This is a genomic window from Paraburkholderia sp. GAS199, from assembly GCF_050436585.1.
Taxonomy (GTDB): domain Bacteria; phylum Pseudomonadota; class Gammaproteobacteria; order Burkholderiales; family Burkholderiaceae; genus Paraburkholderia.
Window position 1 is genome coordinate 1 of record NZ_JBNDMM010000015.1, and the last position, 19,674, is coordinate 19,674.

Consider the following 19,674-nt stretch of genomic DNA (forward strand, 5'->3'; position numbering starts at 1 on the left):
ATCAAGCGCCCACACTTATCGGCTGTTAATTTTTAAAGATCGATTACGCAGTCACTACCCAAACCGCACCGGAGGACTTCAACTTCACCACCCGGCACCGCTTCGTTCTGCGTCGCTGCATCAGCAGCAGAGAAACGAGATTATGGAGAACGATCGAAGGGTCGTCAACCCCTTTTTGTGAATTTTCCATCAAGCATGCGAGAAGCCGCGCCCAAACACACCCCCTGCTATATGACGCAACCACAAGTTGAACCAGCGGGATCGGTCCGACCCCGCGTGTGCGAGCGCACAACATCGTCTATAGTTAAGATCAGGCCGCCGATCGGCAGTTGAAGTTTTGCCGCCAGTCCCCATCTGAAAGCCACGGCTGACAGGCGACGCAAGGCCTGCGACAGAAATGCACCAATAATTCGTTGGCTCGCAATGCGCGCGAAGGCGCAAGCTCGTATATAATGCGAGCCGCGCGAATTTCGCACATTTCTATCGGCCCGCTTCAAGCGGGCTCATCTTTTTTGCTCCCCAGAGCACAGCCAAACAACCCGCGTTGAGTCACTCAGGTGATGTTGAGCCATGCTCGAAACGCCTGACGGTCGCGTCTTGCGTCTCATAGCGAAGCCTCTAGAGGAGAATACGTGAACCCTTTTGATCGCGAAGATTCGCAACACGAAACCGCCGGCTTCACCGCCAAGGCACCCGGTCGCACTGCCAAGGGCAAGGGCGCCGGTAAAGCGATCCCCGTAGCGGCCGAACTGCCGCCGCAACAGGCTGAAGAGCGTCAGCGCCAGATGCGCGCGCTGATCCAGCTGGGTAAGGAGCAAGGCTACCTGACCCACGCCCAGATCAACGACCATTTGCCCGACAACTTCGCGCAAACGGCTGCGATCGACAGCATTGTCAGCGCGTTCAACGACATGGGCGTGCAGGTCTATGAGCAGGCTCCCGACGCGGAAACCCTGCTGTTGAACTCGAACGCACCTGCCGTCGTGTCGGACGACCAGGCCGACGAGGAAACCGAAGTCGCGCTGTCCACGGTCGACTCTGAATTCGGCCGCACGACCGACCCCGTGCGTATGTACATGCGCGAAATGGGCGCGACCGAACTGCTGACGCGCGCCGGCGAAATCGCGATCGCCAAGCGGATCGAAGACGGCCTGCACGAAATGGTGCAAGCCATCGCTGCCTGCCCGCTCGCAATCTCCGCAATTCTGGCAAGCGCCCAGCAAGTGGCTGACGGCGAACTGCGCATCGACGAACTGGTCGACGGCCTGAACGAAGAAACCGCTGCCGCAGAAGACACCGCCAGCGCGGACACCGCTGCAGATGTCGACGCCGATGCAACCGACGACGAAGACAGCGACGACGAAGATGAAGACGACGCCGGCCCGGCCGACTCGTCGGCGGCAGACGAAGCACGTCTGAAGCAGCTCACCAGCGACTGCCTCGAGATTTTCGCGCAGGTCGGCATTCTGTCCGATCAGCTGAACGCCTCGCACACGCGCGGCGACGTAACGTCGAAGGCTTATCAGCGCGCACGCGAAGAAATCCAGCAGCATCTGGCGAAAATCCGCTTCACGGCACGCACGATCGACCGTCTGTGCGGCGACGTGCAAAGCCAGGTGGCGCAAGTTCGTGCCATCGAGCGCAACATTCTGCAGATCGTCGTGACCAAGAGCGGCATGCCGCGCGAACAGTTCATCGAATCGTTCAAGGGTCACGAGGCCGATCTCGGTTGGACGGAGCGCGCGGCGCGCGGTTCGTCGTCGTTCGGCGCGGCGCTCGAGCGTCATCTGCCGGCCATCCAGTCGGAACAGCAGAAGCTGATCGACATCGAGGCTACGGTTTCGCTGCCGCTCAAGCATCTGAAGGAAATCAACCGTCAGATGGTTGCGGCCGAGTCGAAGATGCGCAAGGCCAAGAGCGAAATGATCGAGGCGAATTTGCGTCTCGTCATCTCGATCGCGAAGAAATACGTGAACCGCGGCATGCTGTTCCTCGATCTGATCCAGGAAGGCAACATCGGCCTGATGAAGGCCGTGGACAAGTTCGAATACCGTCGCGGCTGGAAGTTTTCGACGTACGCCACGTGGTGGGTTCGCCAGGCTGTCACGCGTTCGCTCGCCGACCAGGCGCGCACGATCCGCGTGCCGGTGCACATGATCGAAACGATCAACAAGCTCAACCGCATTTCGCGTGAAATCCTGCAGCAGACCGGGCAGGAAGCTCACCCGTCGGTGCTGGCAGAACGCATGGAACTGTCGGAAGAGAAGGTGCGCGGCATTCTGAAGATCGCGAAGCAGCCGGTGTCGATGGAAACGCCGGTGGGCGACGACGGCGACGCCACGCTCGGCGACATGATCGAAGACTCGGCAGCATCGTCGCCGGCTGACGCTGCGATGCAAGCCGACTTGCGCGCCGCCATCGACGACGCGCTCGATTCGCTCTCGCCGCGCGAAGCCAAGGTGCTGCGTATGCGTTACGGCATCAACACGAAGTCGGACCACACGCTGGAAGAAGTCGGCAAGCAGTTCGACGTCACGCGTGAGCGGATTCGCCAGATCGAAAGCAAAGCCATGCGCAAGCTGATGCATCCGAGCCGTGCCGACCGTCTGAAGTCCTTCCTCGACCGTTAAGCAGCAACAAGTCGCTTGCCGTGCGCCACGCACGGCAAGCGCATCCCGCCTCAGGATACGGCTCGCTCACGAGCCGCTATCGACCAATCGCCTCCCCCCGTCCTTCGCAGCGCCAATTCTCGTGTGCTGTCGCCGCTCGCGCCTGAACCTCAGGCAAGCAGCGAAATAATTCCACCCAGCGTAATCCCTGCAGCCAGCCAACGTCCGGCGGTATAGAACGCGTTGTGCTGTTCCTGCGGCTGGTCGGGTCGTTCGAGACCGAGCGTTCCGTAGGCAAACGACTTCACCGCCGACGCATTGATGACCGGCGTGCCGGTGTCCGACGCGTCGCTCGCCGTCTGATTCTGGCTCGTGTCGGCGTCCTGCGCGGCCGCGGCCGCAGCGGCGCCTTCCGCGGAAATGCGGACCGCGTCGTCCTGCATTGAGGCCGCTGAACCCGTCGAACCCGAATTCGGTGAATCCACGGCGCTGTTCGTTCCGGCAACTGCGACGTCGTTGTTACTCGCCCCGTTCGGCGTCGCTGCGCGGGCCGGGTCTGATACCGCTGAGCGCACGGCACTGTCGATCTGCATGGCAACCTCTTTATTTCGCTCAAGGCGTACGCCGCCAAACTCCGGCGGCAACTAAGGCTCGCACCTACGGTGCATTCCCGAAACCGCAATCCTGCGCACGGCCGGTTACAAGACCTATCGACCCTGTTTCCGGAAAACTTGAGTGAAGGTAAGACAAAGTAAGAGGAAAGTTGGGCACGCCCGTTGCGCGATCCGGTGAACACCTTTGAACGAGGAGGACATCATGACCACACTCGATAGCGACCCGACCGCCATGCCGGGCGCAAATATCGTCGGAACCGGCGTAGGTAGCGGGGCAGGACCAGGGGCGGACGTGATGGCCGCTTCGTCGCTAGACGGCAACAAGGTGTTTTCGGCGGATGGCGAGCCGATCGGCAAGATCGTCGACATCATGCTGGACGTGCGCAGCGGTCAGGTCGCGTATGCGGTGCTGTCGAACGGTGGTGTTTTCGGCATTGGCGACACCTTGCATGCTTTGCCGTGGAGTGTGCTGACACTCGACACCGACGACAAATGCTTCATTCTGCACGTGCCCGCCGAGCGGCTTAGAAGCGCGCCGGGCTTCGACAAGGATCATTGGCCGTCGATGGCCGATCTGCAGTGGAGTACGGCTGTCCACGCGTACTACGACCGCACGCCGTACTGGAACGCCACGCAAGACCCCGCGCAAACGCAAACCCGGACGCAAAAACCAGCCCCGGACTCCGCCTTCTAGAAGCCGCGCCGCATCGCGGCGTCAGCCGGTGGCGAGCGCCTCGTCGGTCAACTCAACCCGGTTGCGGCCGCCCGATTTGGCGCGATACAGCGCGCGGTCGGCGACACTACTCAGGCGCGCGAGCGTCGCGTCGGCGGCGTCGAGACATGCCACGCCGATGCTGCACGTGTAGGTCGGCAGATCGCAGTCCACTTGCACCTGCACCAGTTGACGAATCGCGCTGGCGCGCCCAAACGCCTCCTGCGCGCTCGCGTCAGCCAGCAGGATCGCGAATTCTTCCCCGCCGAACCGCGCCAGGTAATCGTACGGACCCAGCACCGACGCCACGCGCTCGGCAAAATCCACCAGCACACGATCGCCGGTGTCGTGACCGTAGCGATCGTTGATCGTTTTGAAGTGGTCCAGGTCGACGATCAGCATGGTCAGCGACCGGCCGAGCCGCCGCGCGCGCTCCTGCGCCTTGGCGTGCAGAACCGCGAACGCCCGGCGGTTGAGCAGACCGGTCAGCGGGTCGGTTGCCGATTGCCGTTCGAGCTGCGCGTGCAGACGGTTGGTCGCGACCATCACGAATCCGACGGTGACGAGCAGCGCCATGAAATTGTTGATGGCCAGATACACCAGCTGAACGGGATCGCGCGCGAAGATGTCCGGCGCGACGTCGCCCGGCGACATGCTCGTGGCGCAGCGAATCGCGGACGCGATGGTCAACGCGAGAAACATCAGGCCGAGGAACAGCGTATTGAAATTGCGTCCGCCGAAAAAGAGCAGCAGTCGCGCGTGCGCCGCGTACAGCACGGCAAGCAGCGCGGTAATGCAGCTCAGACGGCCGAAATAATTGGGATGCACCCACAGCATCCACGAAATGGATGCGCTGCCGAACAGGATCGTGACGATCACGAAGCGCCACGACGGCTGCCGCCCGAAAAAAAGCTCGGTGCCGATCAGCGAAAGTCCGATGCCGACCAGCATGCTCGTATTGGCGACGATCACGGACACGCCGTCGGGAACGGCGCCGCGCAACGCGAACAGCACCGCCGTCACGGCAATACACACCGCCGACGCAGCCCAGTAGTTGAGCCCGCGTATGCTGGAAGGAAAACTGCGGTTCAGCGAGAACAACACCATCGACATCAAGCCGGGCATGACGGATGACATCAGAATGACGGTGCGGAGGTCGATTGAGATCATCAAATGGCGTATTTAACTTTGTGTGGCGCCGTCCTGAACGAATTTTTGCCCTGCATTCCGTACACGTTGCACGCACGGTACTGGACGTGCGCTCACCACCTTCATCAGGTTAACGACCGATTCCCGGATAGCTGAAGGCATAAGGCGGCGCTCTCGCGCTCAAGGCATCACGAAGGTTTTCACCAGCGTCAGTTCGCCCGCCTTGCGCATCGGCACGCGGATGGTTTCGCTCTTTTCGTCGGGCGTGTTCTCGTTGGTGATGATCGTGACCTGCGCAACCGTCATGTCGCTGTTTCCGCTGCCGCTTCCGTAGTAGTTCACGTAGACCAGATAGGTGCCCTTGAGCGGTGCCGCCGAGGAATAAATCTCCGGCCCGTAACCGGTCGTCACGTCCACGTCGAGCGCGCCGCCGTTCGGCGTGACGCGGTCGCCGTACCAGGCATGGGCGCCATCGGGCGAGACGACATGCAGGTCGAGATCGGTGCCGTCGGTGTCCCAGGCCAGAATGACTCGCAGACGCGGCTGCGTCTTGCCGCTGTAAGCGTCGTAAAACTGCACGCGTTTTTTCGAACCGTCCGGCGCGCGCAGTTCCACGCCGTTACTGCCCGACGGGAACGCATACGGCCGCGAGAACTTGCCGTCATCTTCGATACGCTGGGGTAAAGGCGTGCCGTCGACCACCAGCGTGCCGACCGTCGTGCCCTTCTTTTTCGGCGCGTTGCGGATCTGCCCTTCGATCAACGCAAATTTCGACTGCCCTTCCGGCGTCGACACCGTGACCGCCGGATAGTGCACGTCCTGCGTATAGCGTTCGCTGTCGCCGCCCGTGTTGCGCCAGCCGTTCAGCGGCGCGCCGAACTCGATGTCGCTCGCATGCGCGGCCGGCGCGATCTGCGAGCAGGCGACGACGAGCATCATCCAGCCGGCCTTCGCCCATCCTGTCGTCTTGACCTTCATTGTGACGGCTCCCATTGCAAAAGGCCTCTCATTGGATCGGGTTGTCGCTGCGGATCAGCGTACGCGCGGTGCGCTCGACAAACGCTTCGTCGACGCCGCGCGGGTGATGCTGGAACGCGAGGTGAACGTACTCGTGCGCGAGCGCAATACGATCCTCTTCGGTCTGTAACCGGTACACGTACACGCGATTGCGTTGCGCGTCCGCATATGGACGCCCTTCACGTACGGCGCACACGGCCGGCAAATCGGGCGTCTCGTAACCGGCCGCGCCGTCGAGCCGGCGAGCCCAAACGGGCGCGTTGCGCGCAAGCCATGCCTGCGCGCCGGCAACGGCGACGCAGTCGCCCGACAACGGACTCTCGAACGAAGTCAGCGTGGCCTGCGGCCAGGTGCGCGCCAGAATCGCATCGAAACCGAGGCCCGTCTGCGCCGACGCCTTGGCCGCGAGCCAGCTCATCTGTCCCGGTGCGGCCTTGTCGTGGTGATACTGCACGGGCACGCCGGTCAGCACGAGCGCATCGGTCAGGTCCGCTGCGCGCCGCGCCGCGGCGGTCGGCTCACGCGGCAGGACGCGCTGGGTGCTGCTGCTGTCGTCGATACGCAGGCAGCCGTGATCGTGCTGACCGTGCTGCACGACGTAGCTGCGCGCCGCCACCGCCAGCGCCTTGGCAGCCTCCGGCTGGCTCGTGTCGCCTTCGCGCTCCACCACGCGCGCCACGTAATCGTTCATGCCGAATCGGCCGACCAGTTGCGGCGCGGCCGCCGCATCGCGATCGAGCCGCAGTTCGCCGCGGCTCTGTACACGCGCCCAGTTGCCGTTGACGAAACCGACGCGGAAATTGCCAAGCAAAGGTCCGTCCGGCACGGTCGCCGAGCCGCTGTCGCCCAACACCTGACGTATCGGATAACGGCTGAACAGATCGACGAGCACGCAGGCGTTGCTGTCCGGCACGGCGACTTGCGAGAGCATGGGCGCGATGCGTGGCGCGGCCTGCGCCAGCACGCGCGCGCTGCCGCCGGGGCCGCCCAGCCAGACCGGCGTGCCGTCGGCGAGCCAACCTGCCGCGCCGCCGATCGATGCGCCGGGACGGGCCGGGTCGGGCATCGTCCACGTCTTGATGCGCAACACGCTGCCGTAGAGCGACACCGTGCCTTCGCCGCGCCCGCTCGTCAGCACCGAGATGAGCGTGCCCGAAGCGGCCTCGCGCGGCCGCGCAGGCATCGCCTGCAAAGCCGCGAGCAGATCGGCGACCGGCACGCGGCGCGCCGGCGTCATGGCATGGAGATCGCGCAGCCACGCAGGCGCATGGGCGTCCGTCCAGTATTTGCGCCAGTCGGCGGCGCTGAGTTGCAAACGTGCGGGATCGAAAAACAGTCCGCACGACTGCACCAGCGCATGTTCGCGATCGACGTGGCCGCCTGTCATGCAGCAATACACTTCGTCCGGATCGCTGCCGCCACAGGTGTAATCCGGCGTGACCATATTGCGGTCGACCAGATAGCCGTAGACGAACAGTTTCCACACGCTGCCGAGCGGCGTCTCCAGTGTCGCGGGCAAAGGCCGCGCCGCTTGCGGCGTGAACGGTTCGTCCGCGCCTGGCGCGTTGCCGGCATTGCCGGCGCCGGTCGCGCTGCCTTGCCAGAGCTGCGGCTGCCCGTCGCGCAGCCAGGCAAAGCGCAGCATCTGCGAAGGCGCCGCGCCGCGAGGCGTCGCCTGTGACGTCACCGGCGACGCACTCGCCTGCGCAACCGTAACGCAGACGAGCACGCCAACGACGATGCGCCAGCACACACCGACACGCGCGACTCGCCCTCGCCTCGTCAGCGAACGGATCACGGCGATAGCGACATGCCGAAGGACGGAAAACATGGCAGTTCCGCTTACTCGATGCGCAGCGTCGTCATGCGATCGCTCTTGCCGCCTTCGAACGCCTTCGCGTCCGGCTGATACATGCGGAAATAGCGGGCGGGCGGCAACGCGAAGGTGCCGGGCAACGCAAAGCGCACGAGCTGCCGCAACGTCACCGGACGATCCAGCAACGGCACCGGCTGGTGATACGCCAGTTCACCCATCTCGTACGACGCCACGCGCTGGAACGGCTGCGGACCGCTCGCGCCGTCCTTGCCGCCCGGCAGCCCGTCGATCGACACGCCCCAGCTGGTCGCCTCCACGTCGCCGCCCGGCGGCAGCGGCACGTCGAGCAGACCGTAGTGATAGGCGTTGCCGGAGCGCGGCGTGAGCGTCACCTCGTCGATATAGAGCGCATTGCTGTCGATCGGATCGCCCTGCTTGACGCGCCGTGCCGTGAAGGCCGAGCGTCCCAGTTGACTATCGGCATCGGCCTTCTTCGGATCGGTCTTCACCTCGAGCGGTTCGAGCTTGTAGAAGCGGCGCTCGATCGTGATGTTCAGACGGCTGTCCTCGCTGGTGTGACTGCGGAACGAGACGAGCGCGTTGACGTCGGTGCGCGGCGCGCCCGCGTCGAGCGCGACGGGCAGTTGCGCGGCGTTCCATTTCCACAGCGGCGCGCCGGTGGCCGTTGCGCCGCGCGTCCAGCCCGCGCCTTGCAGTGTCGGCAGCGCCGCCGGCGCCGGGTCGGCACCGAGCGACTTGCGCAGCCACAACAACGTCAGCGCTCGATCCAGCGTCGGATAGTCGGTGCTGCTCTTCGCCAGCAGAGCAGGCGCGTCGGCACTCGCGCCGCCGTCGCCCGTCATCGCGACGAGGCTTTGCACCAGCGGCGCGGGATCGTTCGCCAGCGCCACACGCGCCGCGATCGCGGCGGCGTCAAAGCCGTCGGGCAACTGCGCGTTCGTATTGCGCGCGAGGCTCGCGATCAGCAAGGTCGCCATCTGCTTGCCGCGTGGCGTGTCGGCCTGCGCGAAAACAATGCTGTCGGTCGGACCGTAGGTGGCGCTGCGCGTCGCCTTGTTGGCCGCACCGGCCGCCGCACTCGCCGCCGCATCGCTCAACAGATCGCCGGCCACGCCCGAGACCGGCGTGGCGACCGGCAGACCCATCTGCTGCATCAGCCACAACGCCAACGCGCGATGCAACATCGGCTCTTTTGCGCCGGCGTCGCGATAGACGTCCATGGCGTGCTGCCAGTTGTCCGCGGGTAGCGAAATACCGAGGCTGCGGCTCGCCAGCCAGTCGGCGTAATACGCGTAAGCCGTCATCAATGCGCTGCCGCCCGTGGTGTCGCCCCACCAGCCGAACGTGCCGCCGACACCCGCCAGCATTGCCAGACGTTGCCGCTGATTGCGCAGCAGCGTTTCGAGACTTTGCGTCGAACCCGCGTTGTCGGCACGCCCCATGACATCGTGCGCGAGCGCGAGAGGAATCAGCCGGCTCGAAGTCTGTTCCGCGCAACCGTACGGGTAGTCGATCAGATCGTCGGCGACACGCGCAAATTCAGTCGCGGCGCTGCCGAGGAAGCGCACGTTCACGTCCTGCGCATCCTGCGGCAGGTTGAGCGGCTTGTTCGCGCCGTCGAGCGCGACCGTGTTCTGATGCAGGTCGAGCCAACCGCTCGCGTCGAGCTGGATGGTGGTCTGCAAACGATCGACATCCTTGCCGCCGCTACGCAACGTGGCGTCGATCACCCCCGCCTTCAGCGCGCCGCTCGGCAGCCGCAGATAATTCGTGCCGCGTTTGAGCGTGACCTTCTGGTTCAACGACAAGCCGCCGCCGTTCACCAGCCATTGCGCGTCCATGTCGGCATCGGTCTGATTGAAGGCGATCATGTCGATGGCCGGCTGATCGTTGACGCGGAAATGCGACGGCCCGCTCCACTTCAGATACAGCGCCTTGTCCGATCGCACGTAAGCGGTGCGCTGGCCGACCATGCCGTCGGGCGCCGCGGCCCGCACGGTGATGCGCCAGCGTGCCAGCGAGTCGGGCATCCGGAAGCTCATCGTGGCGTGACCGTTCGCGTCGGTCTTGAGGCTGCCTTGCCATGCCGCCGTGTCCTGATCGTCGCGGCGCGGCCGTTCCAGCACCTTCACGCCGCGCTCGTTATAGTTCGCACGCTGCGGGCCGCCCGGCGCGCCCTTGAGCGGCGACCGCGCGAGGTCGTACGTGATGAACGACAAACTCGACGACGTCCGCACGTTGTTACGGCGCGGATGATAGAAAAAGTCGACGATGTTCGGCGCGATTTCCGGCTGCAACACATAAACCATTTCGTCGACCACGCTCACCGTCAGATTCGCCGCCTCCGGCTTGCCGTTCAGCGTGCTGTCGAAGTTCAGCGTGACCGTGTCGCCGGGACCGTACACCGGCTTGTCGCTCTTCACGTTCAGGTCGATCTGCGGCTGCGCGACCACGATGCCCGCGTTCTGGAAGACGAATTCGCCCGCGTGCACGTAAAGCACCGAGAACGTCATGTTCGGCGCGAAATCTTCGTTGACCTTGATGCGCGCTTTCCATTGCGACGGCGCCACGCGTTGCAGTTGCAGCCAGTCGCCGCCCGCGCTCAGCAACGCGCGACGCTCGACGTTGTCGCGCTCCAGCGTCAGCAGCGCGTCGTCCATCGGCATCGGGAAAGTAATCAGGGCTTCGGCCGTGTCGCCGATCCTGTACCTGTCGCGATCGAACACGATCTCGACACTGCCCGGAATGGCTTTGAGACCGTCGCCCGCCACCCAATGACTGGTGGCCGCGAGCAGATTGCCCGCGTCGTCTTTCACTGACAGCATGTATGAACCGGGTTGGTCGAACTGCACCGGGAAGCTCAGCTTTGCCCCAGCGGCCTGGGTCGCAAGTTTGAGCGCACCTTCGCCGTGAGTTTGCGATTCGAGACGCGTCCACTCCCATTTGGCTGGCCCGCGTGAGCCAGGGTCGAGCGCGCCGAGCGCCTGCAGATCGAAGCTGACGGATTCCTTCGGCTGCGAAAACGATTTGGCCGTGGACAGGCGGTACGGCGTCGCGCCGCGCGCGATCAGCACCTCGCGCGTCACGCGAACCTTGTACGCCGCGCCGTCCTGCGCGAACAGCGTCAACGCATAGCGGCTCGGTTCCTTCGCGGCGGGCAACGTGAGGCTCGCGTTGCCGTCGCTATCGGTTTTCAGTTCCTGCTGTTCCAGCTTGACCGGAAAGAGACCGGCATAGCGCAGTTCGCCGTCGACGATCGTCACCTTCTGCGCGCGCAACGTGACCGACACCGTGCTGTTGCGCACCGGCTTCCCGTCCGGATAGCGCAACTGGATCTTGCCCTTGAGCGGCTCGCCGGTCGCATAGTCCGCTTTGTCCATCGAGAGGTTCAGGTCGAAGTGCGGCTTCACGTATTCGGCGACGCGAAACGCGCTGCCGTACACGTCGCCGTTGTAGTCGAAGCGCAGCGTGTAGCCACCGGCGGTGGCGTCGGCGGGCAAGGTGAACGAGGTGTCCGCGCCGGTGTCGGACGCGAAGTGCACCTTGCTCGTGGCAACCGGCGCGCCGTTCGGATCGAGTACGTCGAGCTTGATGTCGGCCTCGGCCGGCGCGCTCGATTGCGTCGCGTTCTGGAACGTGCGTCCGATGAATTTGACATGCACGGGATCGCCCGGCCGATACATCGGGCGGTCCGTCACGGCGTAGATCTTGGTGTTGTAGATCTCGCTGTCGTAATAGAAATTTTCCGAAACGAACACGCCGCCCTGCGGGTCGGTGCCCAGCACGTAGCTGCGTTCGGGACTCACGTGTTGCAGCACCAGCGCGCCGTCGCCGCCGGTCGAACCGCTCTGCAAAACGCCGACGCCGTCAGTCCAGCTGATGTCGGTATTCGCCACCGGTTTGCCGTTGTCGCGCCGCGTGGTCCACACCAGCATGCCGCTCGACGCGGCCTTCACGACCGCCACCGTGTCCGACACGAACAGCAACGTATGCGCGCGATAGTTGCCGATCACCGCTTCCACGATATACAGACCCGGCGGCAGCTTGCCGACCGGAATCATCACGTTGCCCGAACTGGCTTCGATGAAGTTACTGCTGCTGCCCGCGAGATTGACGCCCTTCGGCGGCTCGATCACCTTCGCGTCCCAGATCGGATAGCGAAAACGCGCGATCATGTCGTAGCCCTTGAGCGGCGCGAACTGCGCGTTCGGCTCGAACTGCGTCTGCTTGCCGGTCTGCTCGCCGAGCCGAAGTTGCGGCTCGGCCTCGGTCGCCTTGCTGCGCGTCGCGAACGACAGCACGCGTTGCCAGGCGCGGCGCGCGTCGGTCAGCCAGCGGTCCCACAGATAAGCCAGCGTGTTCGCGAGCCCTTCGCCCTGATAATTCGGCGCGACGTTCAGACGATGCAAATTCTTTTGCGCCTTCAGAAACTCGAGCGGCTTCGGTACGCGATACACCACGATGTCCGCGCCGCCGTACGCCTGCAAGGCGTCCTTGAAATCGCGGCCGGGCGCCTCGAGACGAACCTGCGCGAGTTGATCGCTGCCGAAGCTCGCGTCTGAAAGCAGAAAGAACGGCTGGCCGTCCACCTTCTGCGATGCAAAGTTGCTCGGCGGAGCCGTTTGCAACGTCGGGTTGATGGCGATGTTGGCGTCGGCGGCGGACGACGCGTCGTCTTCCGCGTAAGCCGGTGCGACGGACAGCATCAGGACGGCGAACAGACTGAGCAAGGCAAGACCCGCGCGACGTTGCAGACTGCGAAGCCCACGGCTCGATACGGTGACGAAGTTCATTCGGGTCATGGTGTCAAAAAGTCCAAACGGAACACGCCGACAAAATTCGGATTGCCGTCGAGCGGCTGCCAGCGGGAATCTTTCCATTGCATCAGGTCGGAGACGGCGACGGCGCGCAGACCGGTATCGGTCGGCGTAACGGTGCCTGTGTGATAAGCGATGTAGCGATCCAGCCAGATCATCAGATGCTGGTCGTCGCCCTGATCGAAAAACAGCAGGTCGCCGGGCAGCGCCTGATTCACGTCTTTCGAGACGAAACGGCTATTGCGTTGAATGAGCGCGATGGCCGACGCGTAAGCGCCGGTGGAGCCGTCGAGTTGAGTCCAGCGATTGGCGAGCGTACGTTGCGACGCGGACAGTTGCAGTTCAGGCGGCATGCTGCTGGTGTCCGCGAGACTCGTCATGCCGTTCGCGCGCAGCCACTTGCTGTCGTGCGAGCGGAGCGTCTCGCCGACGGCGAAGCGCACGAGCCCCGCGCAATCGCGCTGCGTCCAGCGCGGCGTCGGGCCGCGCCGCATCTGCTGGTCGACGATACGCACGAACCACGCGCGAAACGACGCCGATTGCGCCGGCGACAGCGCGTCGGGATCGGGCGCGGCCGTGGTGCTCGTCAACGCGTGCGCAGCAGACGAGAAGCCGGCGAACGCGAGCAGCGACACCGCGCGCGCCAGAAACGCGCGGCGCGCGATGTCGGGCGCGATGTCAAACGTCGACACGCCACGGGCGCCGAAGGAGCGCATTCAGTCGCCCTCGGTGCCGGGTTGATCGACGGGCGCGTCAGTCGTGCCGGCGTCGGTGCCCGCACTTCCTTTGCTGCGATCGAACCACCATTCGACCGGCACCCAGCCGGACGATCCCGGCAGATTCTGCGGCAAGGTCAGCGACACCGCCGGATAGTGCGCGAGTGCGTGAAGCTTCGGCACGAGGTGCGTGCGCGACGCATTGCGGAACACAGATTCCTGATCCGCCGGCAACGCCGCGCCCGCTTCGCGCTCGATCAACGCGGCGGCCGACGACGGCGTCAACGTGAGAATAGTGCGCGGCAAATGCTGCGGCGCGAGCGTATCGGCGAGCGCCGGATAGCGCTTGTCGAGCACGGCGAGCGTGTCGTCGACCAGACGCGCGTCCGGCGAGAAGATCAGATAGCCGTGAGCCAGCGCGAGCGTCACCGGAAAATAGCGTTCCGCCGACAACTGCGACGCGAACGCCGCCTTGCTCGCCAGCGCAGTGCCGGCACGCGCGCTGACCGGACGCTGCCACACGGTGACGTCCGCGCCCTGATCGCGCGTGGTGACGGGCAGACGGCGATAGCTCGCGTCGGCGTCGCCGGTTTTGGCGGCTTTGGCCTCGTACGCCCCGATCACCTGACCGAACGTCTTGCCCAGCGCCGTTTTCAATGTGGCAACGCCGGCGGCGTCCTGCGTTTTCACGCGCGCGACGAACACCGGCGCGACCAGCGTGGATTTCGCGTACCAGCAAACGGCGGCCGCTCCGCTTAGTTGATCGCCGATGGCCGAGGCGCTGTCCGCCCCCGAGTCCGCCACCTTCGCAAGCAGCGCCGACGCTTCCTTCCAGTCCGCCGGCAAGCTCGCGCAGGCCGCAGGATTAGCCGGCAACGCGCGCCACAAGTCAGCGCTGTTCCACTGCTGCGGCAACTTGCCTGGCTCGATCAGCGCGGCGGTTTGCCAGCTCGCGGCCGACGTTCCGTTCGGCGCGAAGTCGAAACGCAGGGCGTCGATGCCCGAGAAAAACGCCTGATAGCCGAACGACAGATAATTCGCCGACACCACCAACCGGTGCCCCTTCGGCGCGTCGCCGGCTGCGTCGAGCCGATAGGCGCGCGCGGCGTCGTCGCGCCCCGAGGACAACATCTCCGACACCGCGTCGGCGCGCTCGCCGAGCAAGCCGCCCTTGGCGTCGAGCAGCACACCGGGCGCGGACATCACGACGAGGCGGTCGTCTTTTGTGGCGAACAGCACAGTACGGCCGACTGCCAGCTTCAGCGCATAAACCGGCACGTCGCCGGACAGTTTCGCCACCTGGCTCAACTGCGCGTCGCTCGCGGCGACATTGCCGAAGCCTTGCAGCAATTTGGCGAGGCCGTTGCGATGGATCGACATCAGCCAGTAGCCGAGGCGGCCGTCCGGCGAGCGCCACAACAGCACGTGCGCCGGCTCGTCGAACACGCGGCGAATCAGTTCGTCGCGCCAATCGAGTTGATGTTCGAAGGCGAGGCGCCGCAACGCGCCTTCTGCCGAGAGCCGCGTATTGTTCGATTCGTAGTAGTCGACGAAGTCTTGCGTGAGCACGTCGTGCAGCAAAGGCACGCGCAAAATGTCGCGCGGCAGGCGCGAGAGCGCTTCGCTGTCGATCACTGCGTCAGGATGATGAATGTCGAGCACGACTTCGCCCGAATCGGCGGCTTTGCGATGCGCGAATGGCCGCCATATCCCCTGAACGATTACGCCGGCCACCACCAGAAGACCGACCACCAAAATTGCAATCTTTTTGCGCGACATCTTCATCTGATTTTTTCTGGTTCGATGCGATGGTATTAACGAAGACGTCCGCGGATTAACTAGCTGGGATCGTTCGCCGGAATCACTCTTTCGAGGCAGCGATGATAACCGATATTTTTAGGCTGAAACCGGTTGTGATCGGCATGTAACACCTGATTTACTCCAGTCTTTGATTTGAGTACTTCAGCGTGCATTATTCTGTGGCGCTTTTTCTTTAGGTATGTTTGCACAGAGACCGCCTAAGGCAAGGCGTTACGCGTGAACGTCCCGTCTACGTGGAAAATTTAAATTTTCTTGAAATGGTCACGATTAACGCGCACGCAAAAAAACCGGTTCACCGTAAGCGGTGGAACCGGTTTTTATGCTGCTGCGGGCAGATATCACGAATAAGCGTTGGCATTTAGAACGCACGACCCGGACATGATGTTATGTCCAAAGGCGCGCGCATAATAAAATCCAACACTGCGCGCCTAGGCAACTCGTCTACACCACGTTCTTTTCTACGATTGGCCGATTTTCAAGCACACGTTCGAAACTGAGCGAACCCAGATCGAGCGTCGTATAGCGTCCATTCAGAATCAGTTCGCTGATACCACGACCAGTGGCCGGACCCTGTTGCAAACCATGACCGCTAAAACCGTTGGCGAAAATGCAATTGTCGACGTCGGGGTGATGGCCAATGATCGCGTTCTGGTCTAGTACGTTGTATTCGTAATAACCGGACCAGCAATTCTGCACGCGCAACGCTTCGAATTGCGGCACGCGATGCGCAAGCGTAGGCCAGATCACGTCGTCGAACAGCGCATGATCGACTTCATCGAGCGGCAAATCGTCCGGGTCGTTATCCGCCGACGGCGACGTGCCGCAAATAAACGACTTTCCCTCGGGACGAAAGTACACGCCACTCGGATCGATAAGCAGCGGACAGCGTTCGAGCCGCGCGGGAGACGAGACGTTGAAGATACTGCGGCGCCGCGCGAAGACCGGGATGTCGATGCCGGCCATCTGCGCCACGTGGCGCGACCACGCGCCCGCCGCGTTCACCATCACGTCGCACGCGTAAGACTCGCCGCTCCCAGTCCGAACGTGCGTGACGCGCGCGCCCAGGCGCTCCAACGCAGTCACCTCATCGGCCACGTAGTGTGCGCCGAGTGCCTGCGCTTTTTTGCGCAACGCCTGCACGAGACCGTAGCCGTCGAACCAGCCTTCACCACTTTCGCCGTAGGCACCGGCCACGAGGTCTTCGGTATTCAGCCAGGGGAAACGCGCCTGCAAAGTGCTTCTGTCGAGCAGACTGATATCTGCGCCGAGGCTAGTTTGCAGCGCGTGATTTTCACGCAGCGTGCCCTCGCCGGGCAGCGTGGCCAGAAACAGGTAACCGCCCTCGTGCAGATCGATCGAAGGTTTTGCGCCGTTCACTTCCAGGCGATCGCCGATCGAGCGCAGAAACTCGATGCCGTATAGCGACATCTGAATGGAGAGCGGCGTGGAAAACTGCTGGCGAATCGAAGCCGCCGAAAGCGCCGACGACGACCGCGCGTAAGTCGGATCGCGCTCGATGACCGTGACGGCGACCGTCGGGTCCGACGCCCGCAGAAAATACGCAATCGAACTGCCAATCACTCCACCGCCGACAATCACGACTCTCGAACTCACGCGCTACTCCACGAGTACGGTGGCCGCTCTGCAACGACGGCCGGCCTAAACGGATTGTTGAAAACACGTTGGCGCGACTGGCACGCGAACGCATTGCCATTGCTCTGTACTGCCGTAACTGAGCGGCTCGACCACGGCCGGACTGCATCCGGGTCGCGGCCGCGCCACATGCGACGAGGGTTCTGTGACGCGCTTAGTCGATATTGAAATCGATACCTTGCGCGAGCGGCAACGCCGACGAATAGTTAACCGTGTTGGTCGCACGGCGCATGTAGGCCTTCCACGCATCCGAACCGGATTCGCGACCGCCGCCCGTTTCTTTTTCGCCGCCGAATGCACCGCCGATTTCCGCGCCGCTCGGTCCGATGTTCACGTTGGCAATGCCGCAATCGCTGCCCGAGTCCGACAGGAAACGCTCGGCTTCACGCAGATCGGTCGTGAACACGCACGACGACAGGCCATGCACGGCCGCGTTGTTGGCTTCCACGGCCTCGGCGAAGTCCGAGTAACTCAACACGTACAAAATGGGCGCGAACGTCTCTTTCAATACCACTGACGTCTGCGACGGCATTTCGACGATGGCAGGACGCACGTAATAACCGCCTTCGTAACCCTTCACTTCGACGCGCTCGCCACCGAACACCTTGCCGCCTTCGGCGGTCGCCTGCTGCAACGCTTCCTGCATGCGGCCGTACGATTGCTTGTCGATCAGCGGGCCCATCAGCGTGCCTTTCTCAAGCGGATTGCCGATCGGCACTTTGCCGTACAGTTGCTTGAGACGTTCGATGGTTTTGTCGTACACGCTTTCGTGCACGAATAGACGCCGTAGCGACGTGCAGCGTTGCCCCGCCGTGCCGACCGCCGAGAACAGAATGCCGCGCATGGCAAGCTCGTGATCCGCCGTTTGCGTGACGATGCCCGCGTTGTTGCCGCCGAGTTCGAGCAGCGAGCGGCCGAAGCGCTTCGCCACTTCCACACCCACCGTACGACCCATTTCCGTGCTGCCCGTCGCGCTGACGACCGACGCGCGCGAATCGGCTACGAGCTTTGCGCCGACATCGCGCCCACCGTTAACGAGCGCCGTGAGGCCGGCCGGCGCGTCGCCGAATTCCGCGAGGGCTTCGTTCAAAATCTGATTGACGGCGAGCGCCGTAAGTGGAGTTTTCTCCGACGGCTTCCAGATCACCGCATTGCCGCACACGAGCGCGAGCGCTGCGTTCCACGACCACACTGCCGCCGGGAAGTTGAACGCGGAGATCACGACGCACGTGCCCATGGGATGCCACGTCTCCGCCATGCGATGTCCCGGACGCTCCGAAGCGATCGTCAGACCGTACAACTGACGCGACAGACCGACGGCGAAATCGCAGATGTCGATCATTTCCTGCACTTCGCCCATGCCTTCCTGCAGGATCTTGCCGGTTTCCAGCGTGATGATGCTGCCGAGCGCCTGCTTCTTCTCACGTAGACGGTTGCCGAGCAGACGCACCAGTTCGCCGCGGCGCGGAGCGGGCACGTTGCGCCACGCCGTGTAGGCGTCTTTCGCCTGCGCGAGCGCCGCATCCACTTCTTCCACCGTGTTGCTGGCCACACGGCCGATGAGTTCGCCGGTGATGGGCGAATGAACAGCGATGTCGCCGGCTTGCGCCGCCTTGGCAATGCCGAGGTCGGCGAGGATGGTGGATACGTCCATGAGAATCCTTCAATTTCCGATACGAAACAAAAGCGGTATAGAAAAACTATACACGGGGGCCTTCATGGCGGCAAGCGTATTTGCCAAGGGACGTTGATGTAGCGCATTGAAGTGGTTTTCGGGCGTGATTCCAGCATAAAAACAGTTTGCGCATGTGGCCGAGCGCGCCTGTGTGGCGACGAACCAGAGACTCGCTGAGTCTTAAGCAATTCGTTTCTTATTGGAAATGTTGGCCATCATGACGACGGATGTGGGATAAAGCCGACCGTGCGATGGAAGACTGGCGGAGCCACCCTTTACCGGTAAGGATTGAACCGCTTACCGCCGCGGCCGCTTCAGCGCTGATGGCGCCGACCGCATCCGTTGCGACCCAAGCGCTGTTGGCGCCCGGACCTCGGTGAACATGTCGTCCTGACAGCCGCCTATATCGCCCGCGCGCTTGCGCGTCCAAGCCTTTCTCTCTTCGCCGTATCCGTCTCCATCCTACGCTCATCATTGTTTGGCATACGTCTTGCTTATACAAGCGGCTCGACGGACCGCGTCAGGATATCCAGCCGCGTCCGCTTCAGCCATCGTGGAACGCTAACGACGACATTTTCTCCACTGGCAAACATCAATTCAGGCATAAGCATTATGAGTCGCGTTTTACTGGTAGACGACCAACCCGAGGCATTGTCCGCGCTGCGCGCCGTGCTGGTCGGCCGTGGGTACACGGTCGCCACGGCGGCGGACGGCGCCGAGGCATTCGAACGACTGCAGCGCACGCGCGTAAGCGCAGTGGTGTGCGATTGGCGCATGCCCAATATGGACGGCGCCGAATTGATCGAATCCATGCAATCCAGAACCGAGCTGGCATCGGTGCCGGTGATTCTGACCAGCGGCAGCGGCGATGCGCCCGCGTTTCCCGTCAAAGGTTTTCTGCGCAAACCATTTGCACTCGACAAGCTTCTGAGCTTGCTGGCAGAGTGCGAAAGCCCGCGCCCCGCGCCGGCTGTTTGCTAGGTCGTTCACTCACGCGGTGACACGGATCACTGCAAGCATTGGCACTTTGCGCTCCATTTCTGTCCTTCGATCT

General features: G+C 63.3%; 13 protein-coding genes. 4 read left to right on the forward strand and 9 right to left on the reverse strand.

What is annotated here, in order from left to right:
- Both P3T18_RS35875 and rpoD read left to right on the forward strand, forming a co-directional pair.
- Positions 1-181, forward strand: a 181-nt coding sequence (locus tag P3T18_RS35875) for a hypothetical protein (RefSeq protein WP_429304695.1), incomplete at its 5' end; no start/stop codon positions are given.
- A gap of 451 nt (positions 182-632) precedes the next feature.
- Complete coding sequence (gene rpoD / locus P3T18_RS35880) at positions 633-2,630, forward strand: RNA polymerase sigma factor RpoD (protein WP_429304696.1); 1,998 nt, start codon at positions 633-635, stop codon at positions 2,628-2,630.
- A 149-nt stretch (positions 2,631-2,779) separates the two neighbouring features.
- On the opposite strand, the gene P3T18_RS35885 is transcribed toward rpoD, so the two are convergent.
- Positions 2,780-3,094, reverse strand: a complete 315-nt coding sequence (locus P3T18_RS35885; RefSeq protein ID WP_429304697.1) for a hypothetical protein — start codon at positions 3,092-3,094, stop codon at positions 2,780-2,782.
- 331 nt (positions 3,095-3,425) lie between these two features.
- Between P3T18_RS35885 and P3T18_RS35890 the strand changes: the two genes are divergently transcribed.
- Positions 3,426-3,917, forward strand: coding sequence for a PRC-barrel domain-containing protein (locus P3T18_RS35890; RefSeq protein WP_429304698.1), 492 nt, complete (start codon positions 3,426-3,428; stop codon positions 3,915-3,917).
- Positions 3,918-3,938: 21 nt separating this feature from the next.
- Here the strand turns inward: P3T18_RS35890 and P3T18_RS35895 are convergent, their stop codons facing one another.
- The 8 genes from P3T18_RS35895 to amaB form a co-directional block, all read right to left on the reverse strand.
- Complete coding sequence (locus tag P3T18_RS35895) at positions 3,939-5,072, reverse strand: diguanylate cyclase (protein WP_429304699.1); 1,134 nt, start codon at positions 5,070-5,072, stop codon at positions 3,939-3,941.
- Positions 5,073-5,264: 192 nt separating this feature from the next.
- Positions 5,265-6,062: a YfaP family protein gene (locus tag P3T18_RS35900; RefSeq protein ID WP_429304763.1), complete on the reverse strand. Its 798-nt coding sequence runs from the start codon at positions 6,060-6,062 to the stop codon at positions 5,265-5,267.
- A gap of 28 nt (positions 6,063-6,090) precedes the next feature.
- Positions 6,091-7,746 carry a DUF2300 domain-containing protein gene (locus tag P3T18_RS35905; protein WP_429304764.1) on the reverse strand — a complete coding sequence of 552 codons (1,656 nt, stop codon included), beginning with the start codon at positions 7,744-7,746 and terminating at the stop codon, positions 6,091-6,093.
- A 197-nt stretch (positions 7,747-7,943) separates the two neighbouring features.
- Positions 7,944-12,740 carry an alpha-2-macroglobulin family protein gene (locus P3T18_RS35910; protein WP_429304700.1) on the reverse strand — a complete coding sequence of 1,599 codons (4,797 nt, stop codon included), beginning with the start codon at positions 12,738-12,740 and terminating at the stop codon, positions 7,944-7,946.
- Positions 12,737-13,447 (reverse strand): DUF1175 domain-containing protein, encoded by a 711-nt coding sequence (locus tag P3T18_RS35915; RefSeq protein WP_429304701.1) that lies wholly within the window; start codon positions 13,445-13,447, stop codon positions 12,737-12,739. Before P3T18_RS35915 ends, P3T18_RS35910 begins: the two co-directional genes overlap by 4 nt.
- 24 nt (positions 13,448-13,471) lie before the next feature.
- Positions 13,472-15,256 carry a DUF2138 domain-containing protein gene (locus tag P3T18_RS35920; RefSeq protein WP_429304702.1) on the reverse strand — a complete coding sequence of 595 codons (1,785 nt, stop codon included), beginning with the start codon at positions 15,254-15,256 and terminating at the stop codon, positions 13,472-13,474.
- Positions 15,257-15,733: 477 nt separating this feature from the next.
- Complete coding sequence (locus P3T18_RS35925) at positions 15,734-16,906, reverse strand: NAD(P)/FAD-dependent oxidoreductase (RefSeq protein WP_429304703.1); 1,173 nt, start codon at positions 16,904-16,906, stop codon at positions 15,734-15,736.
- Between the two features lie 193 nt (positions 16,907-17,099).
- Positions 17,100-18,599 (reverse strand): L-piperidine-6-carboxylate dehydrogenase, encoded by a 1,500-nt coding sequence (gene amaB, locus P3T18_RS35930; protein WP_429304704.1) that lies wholly within the window; start codon positions 18,597-18,599, stop codon positions 17,100-17,102.
- A gap of 633 nt (positions 18,600-19,232) precedes the next feature.
- Here amaB and P3T18_RS35935 point away from each other — a divergent pair.
- Positions 19,233-19,601, forward strand: a complete 369-nt coding sequence (locus tag P3T18_RS35935) for a response regulator (protein ID WP_429304705.1) — start codon at positions 19,233-19,235, stop codon at positions 19,599-19,601.
- Positions 19,602-19,674: the final 73 nt, after the last annotated feature.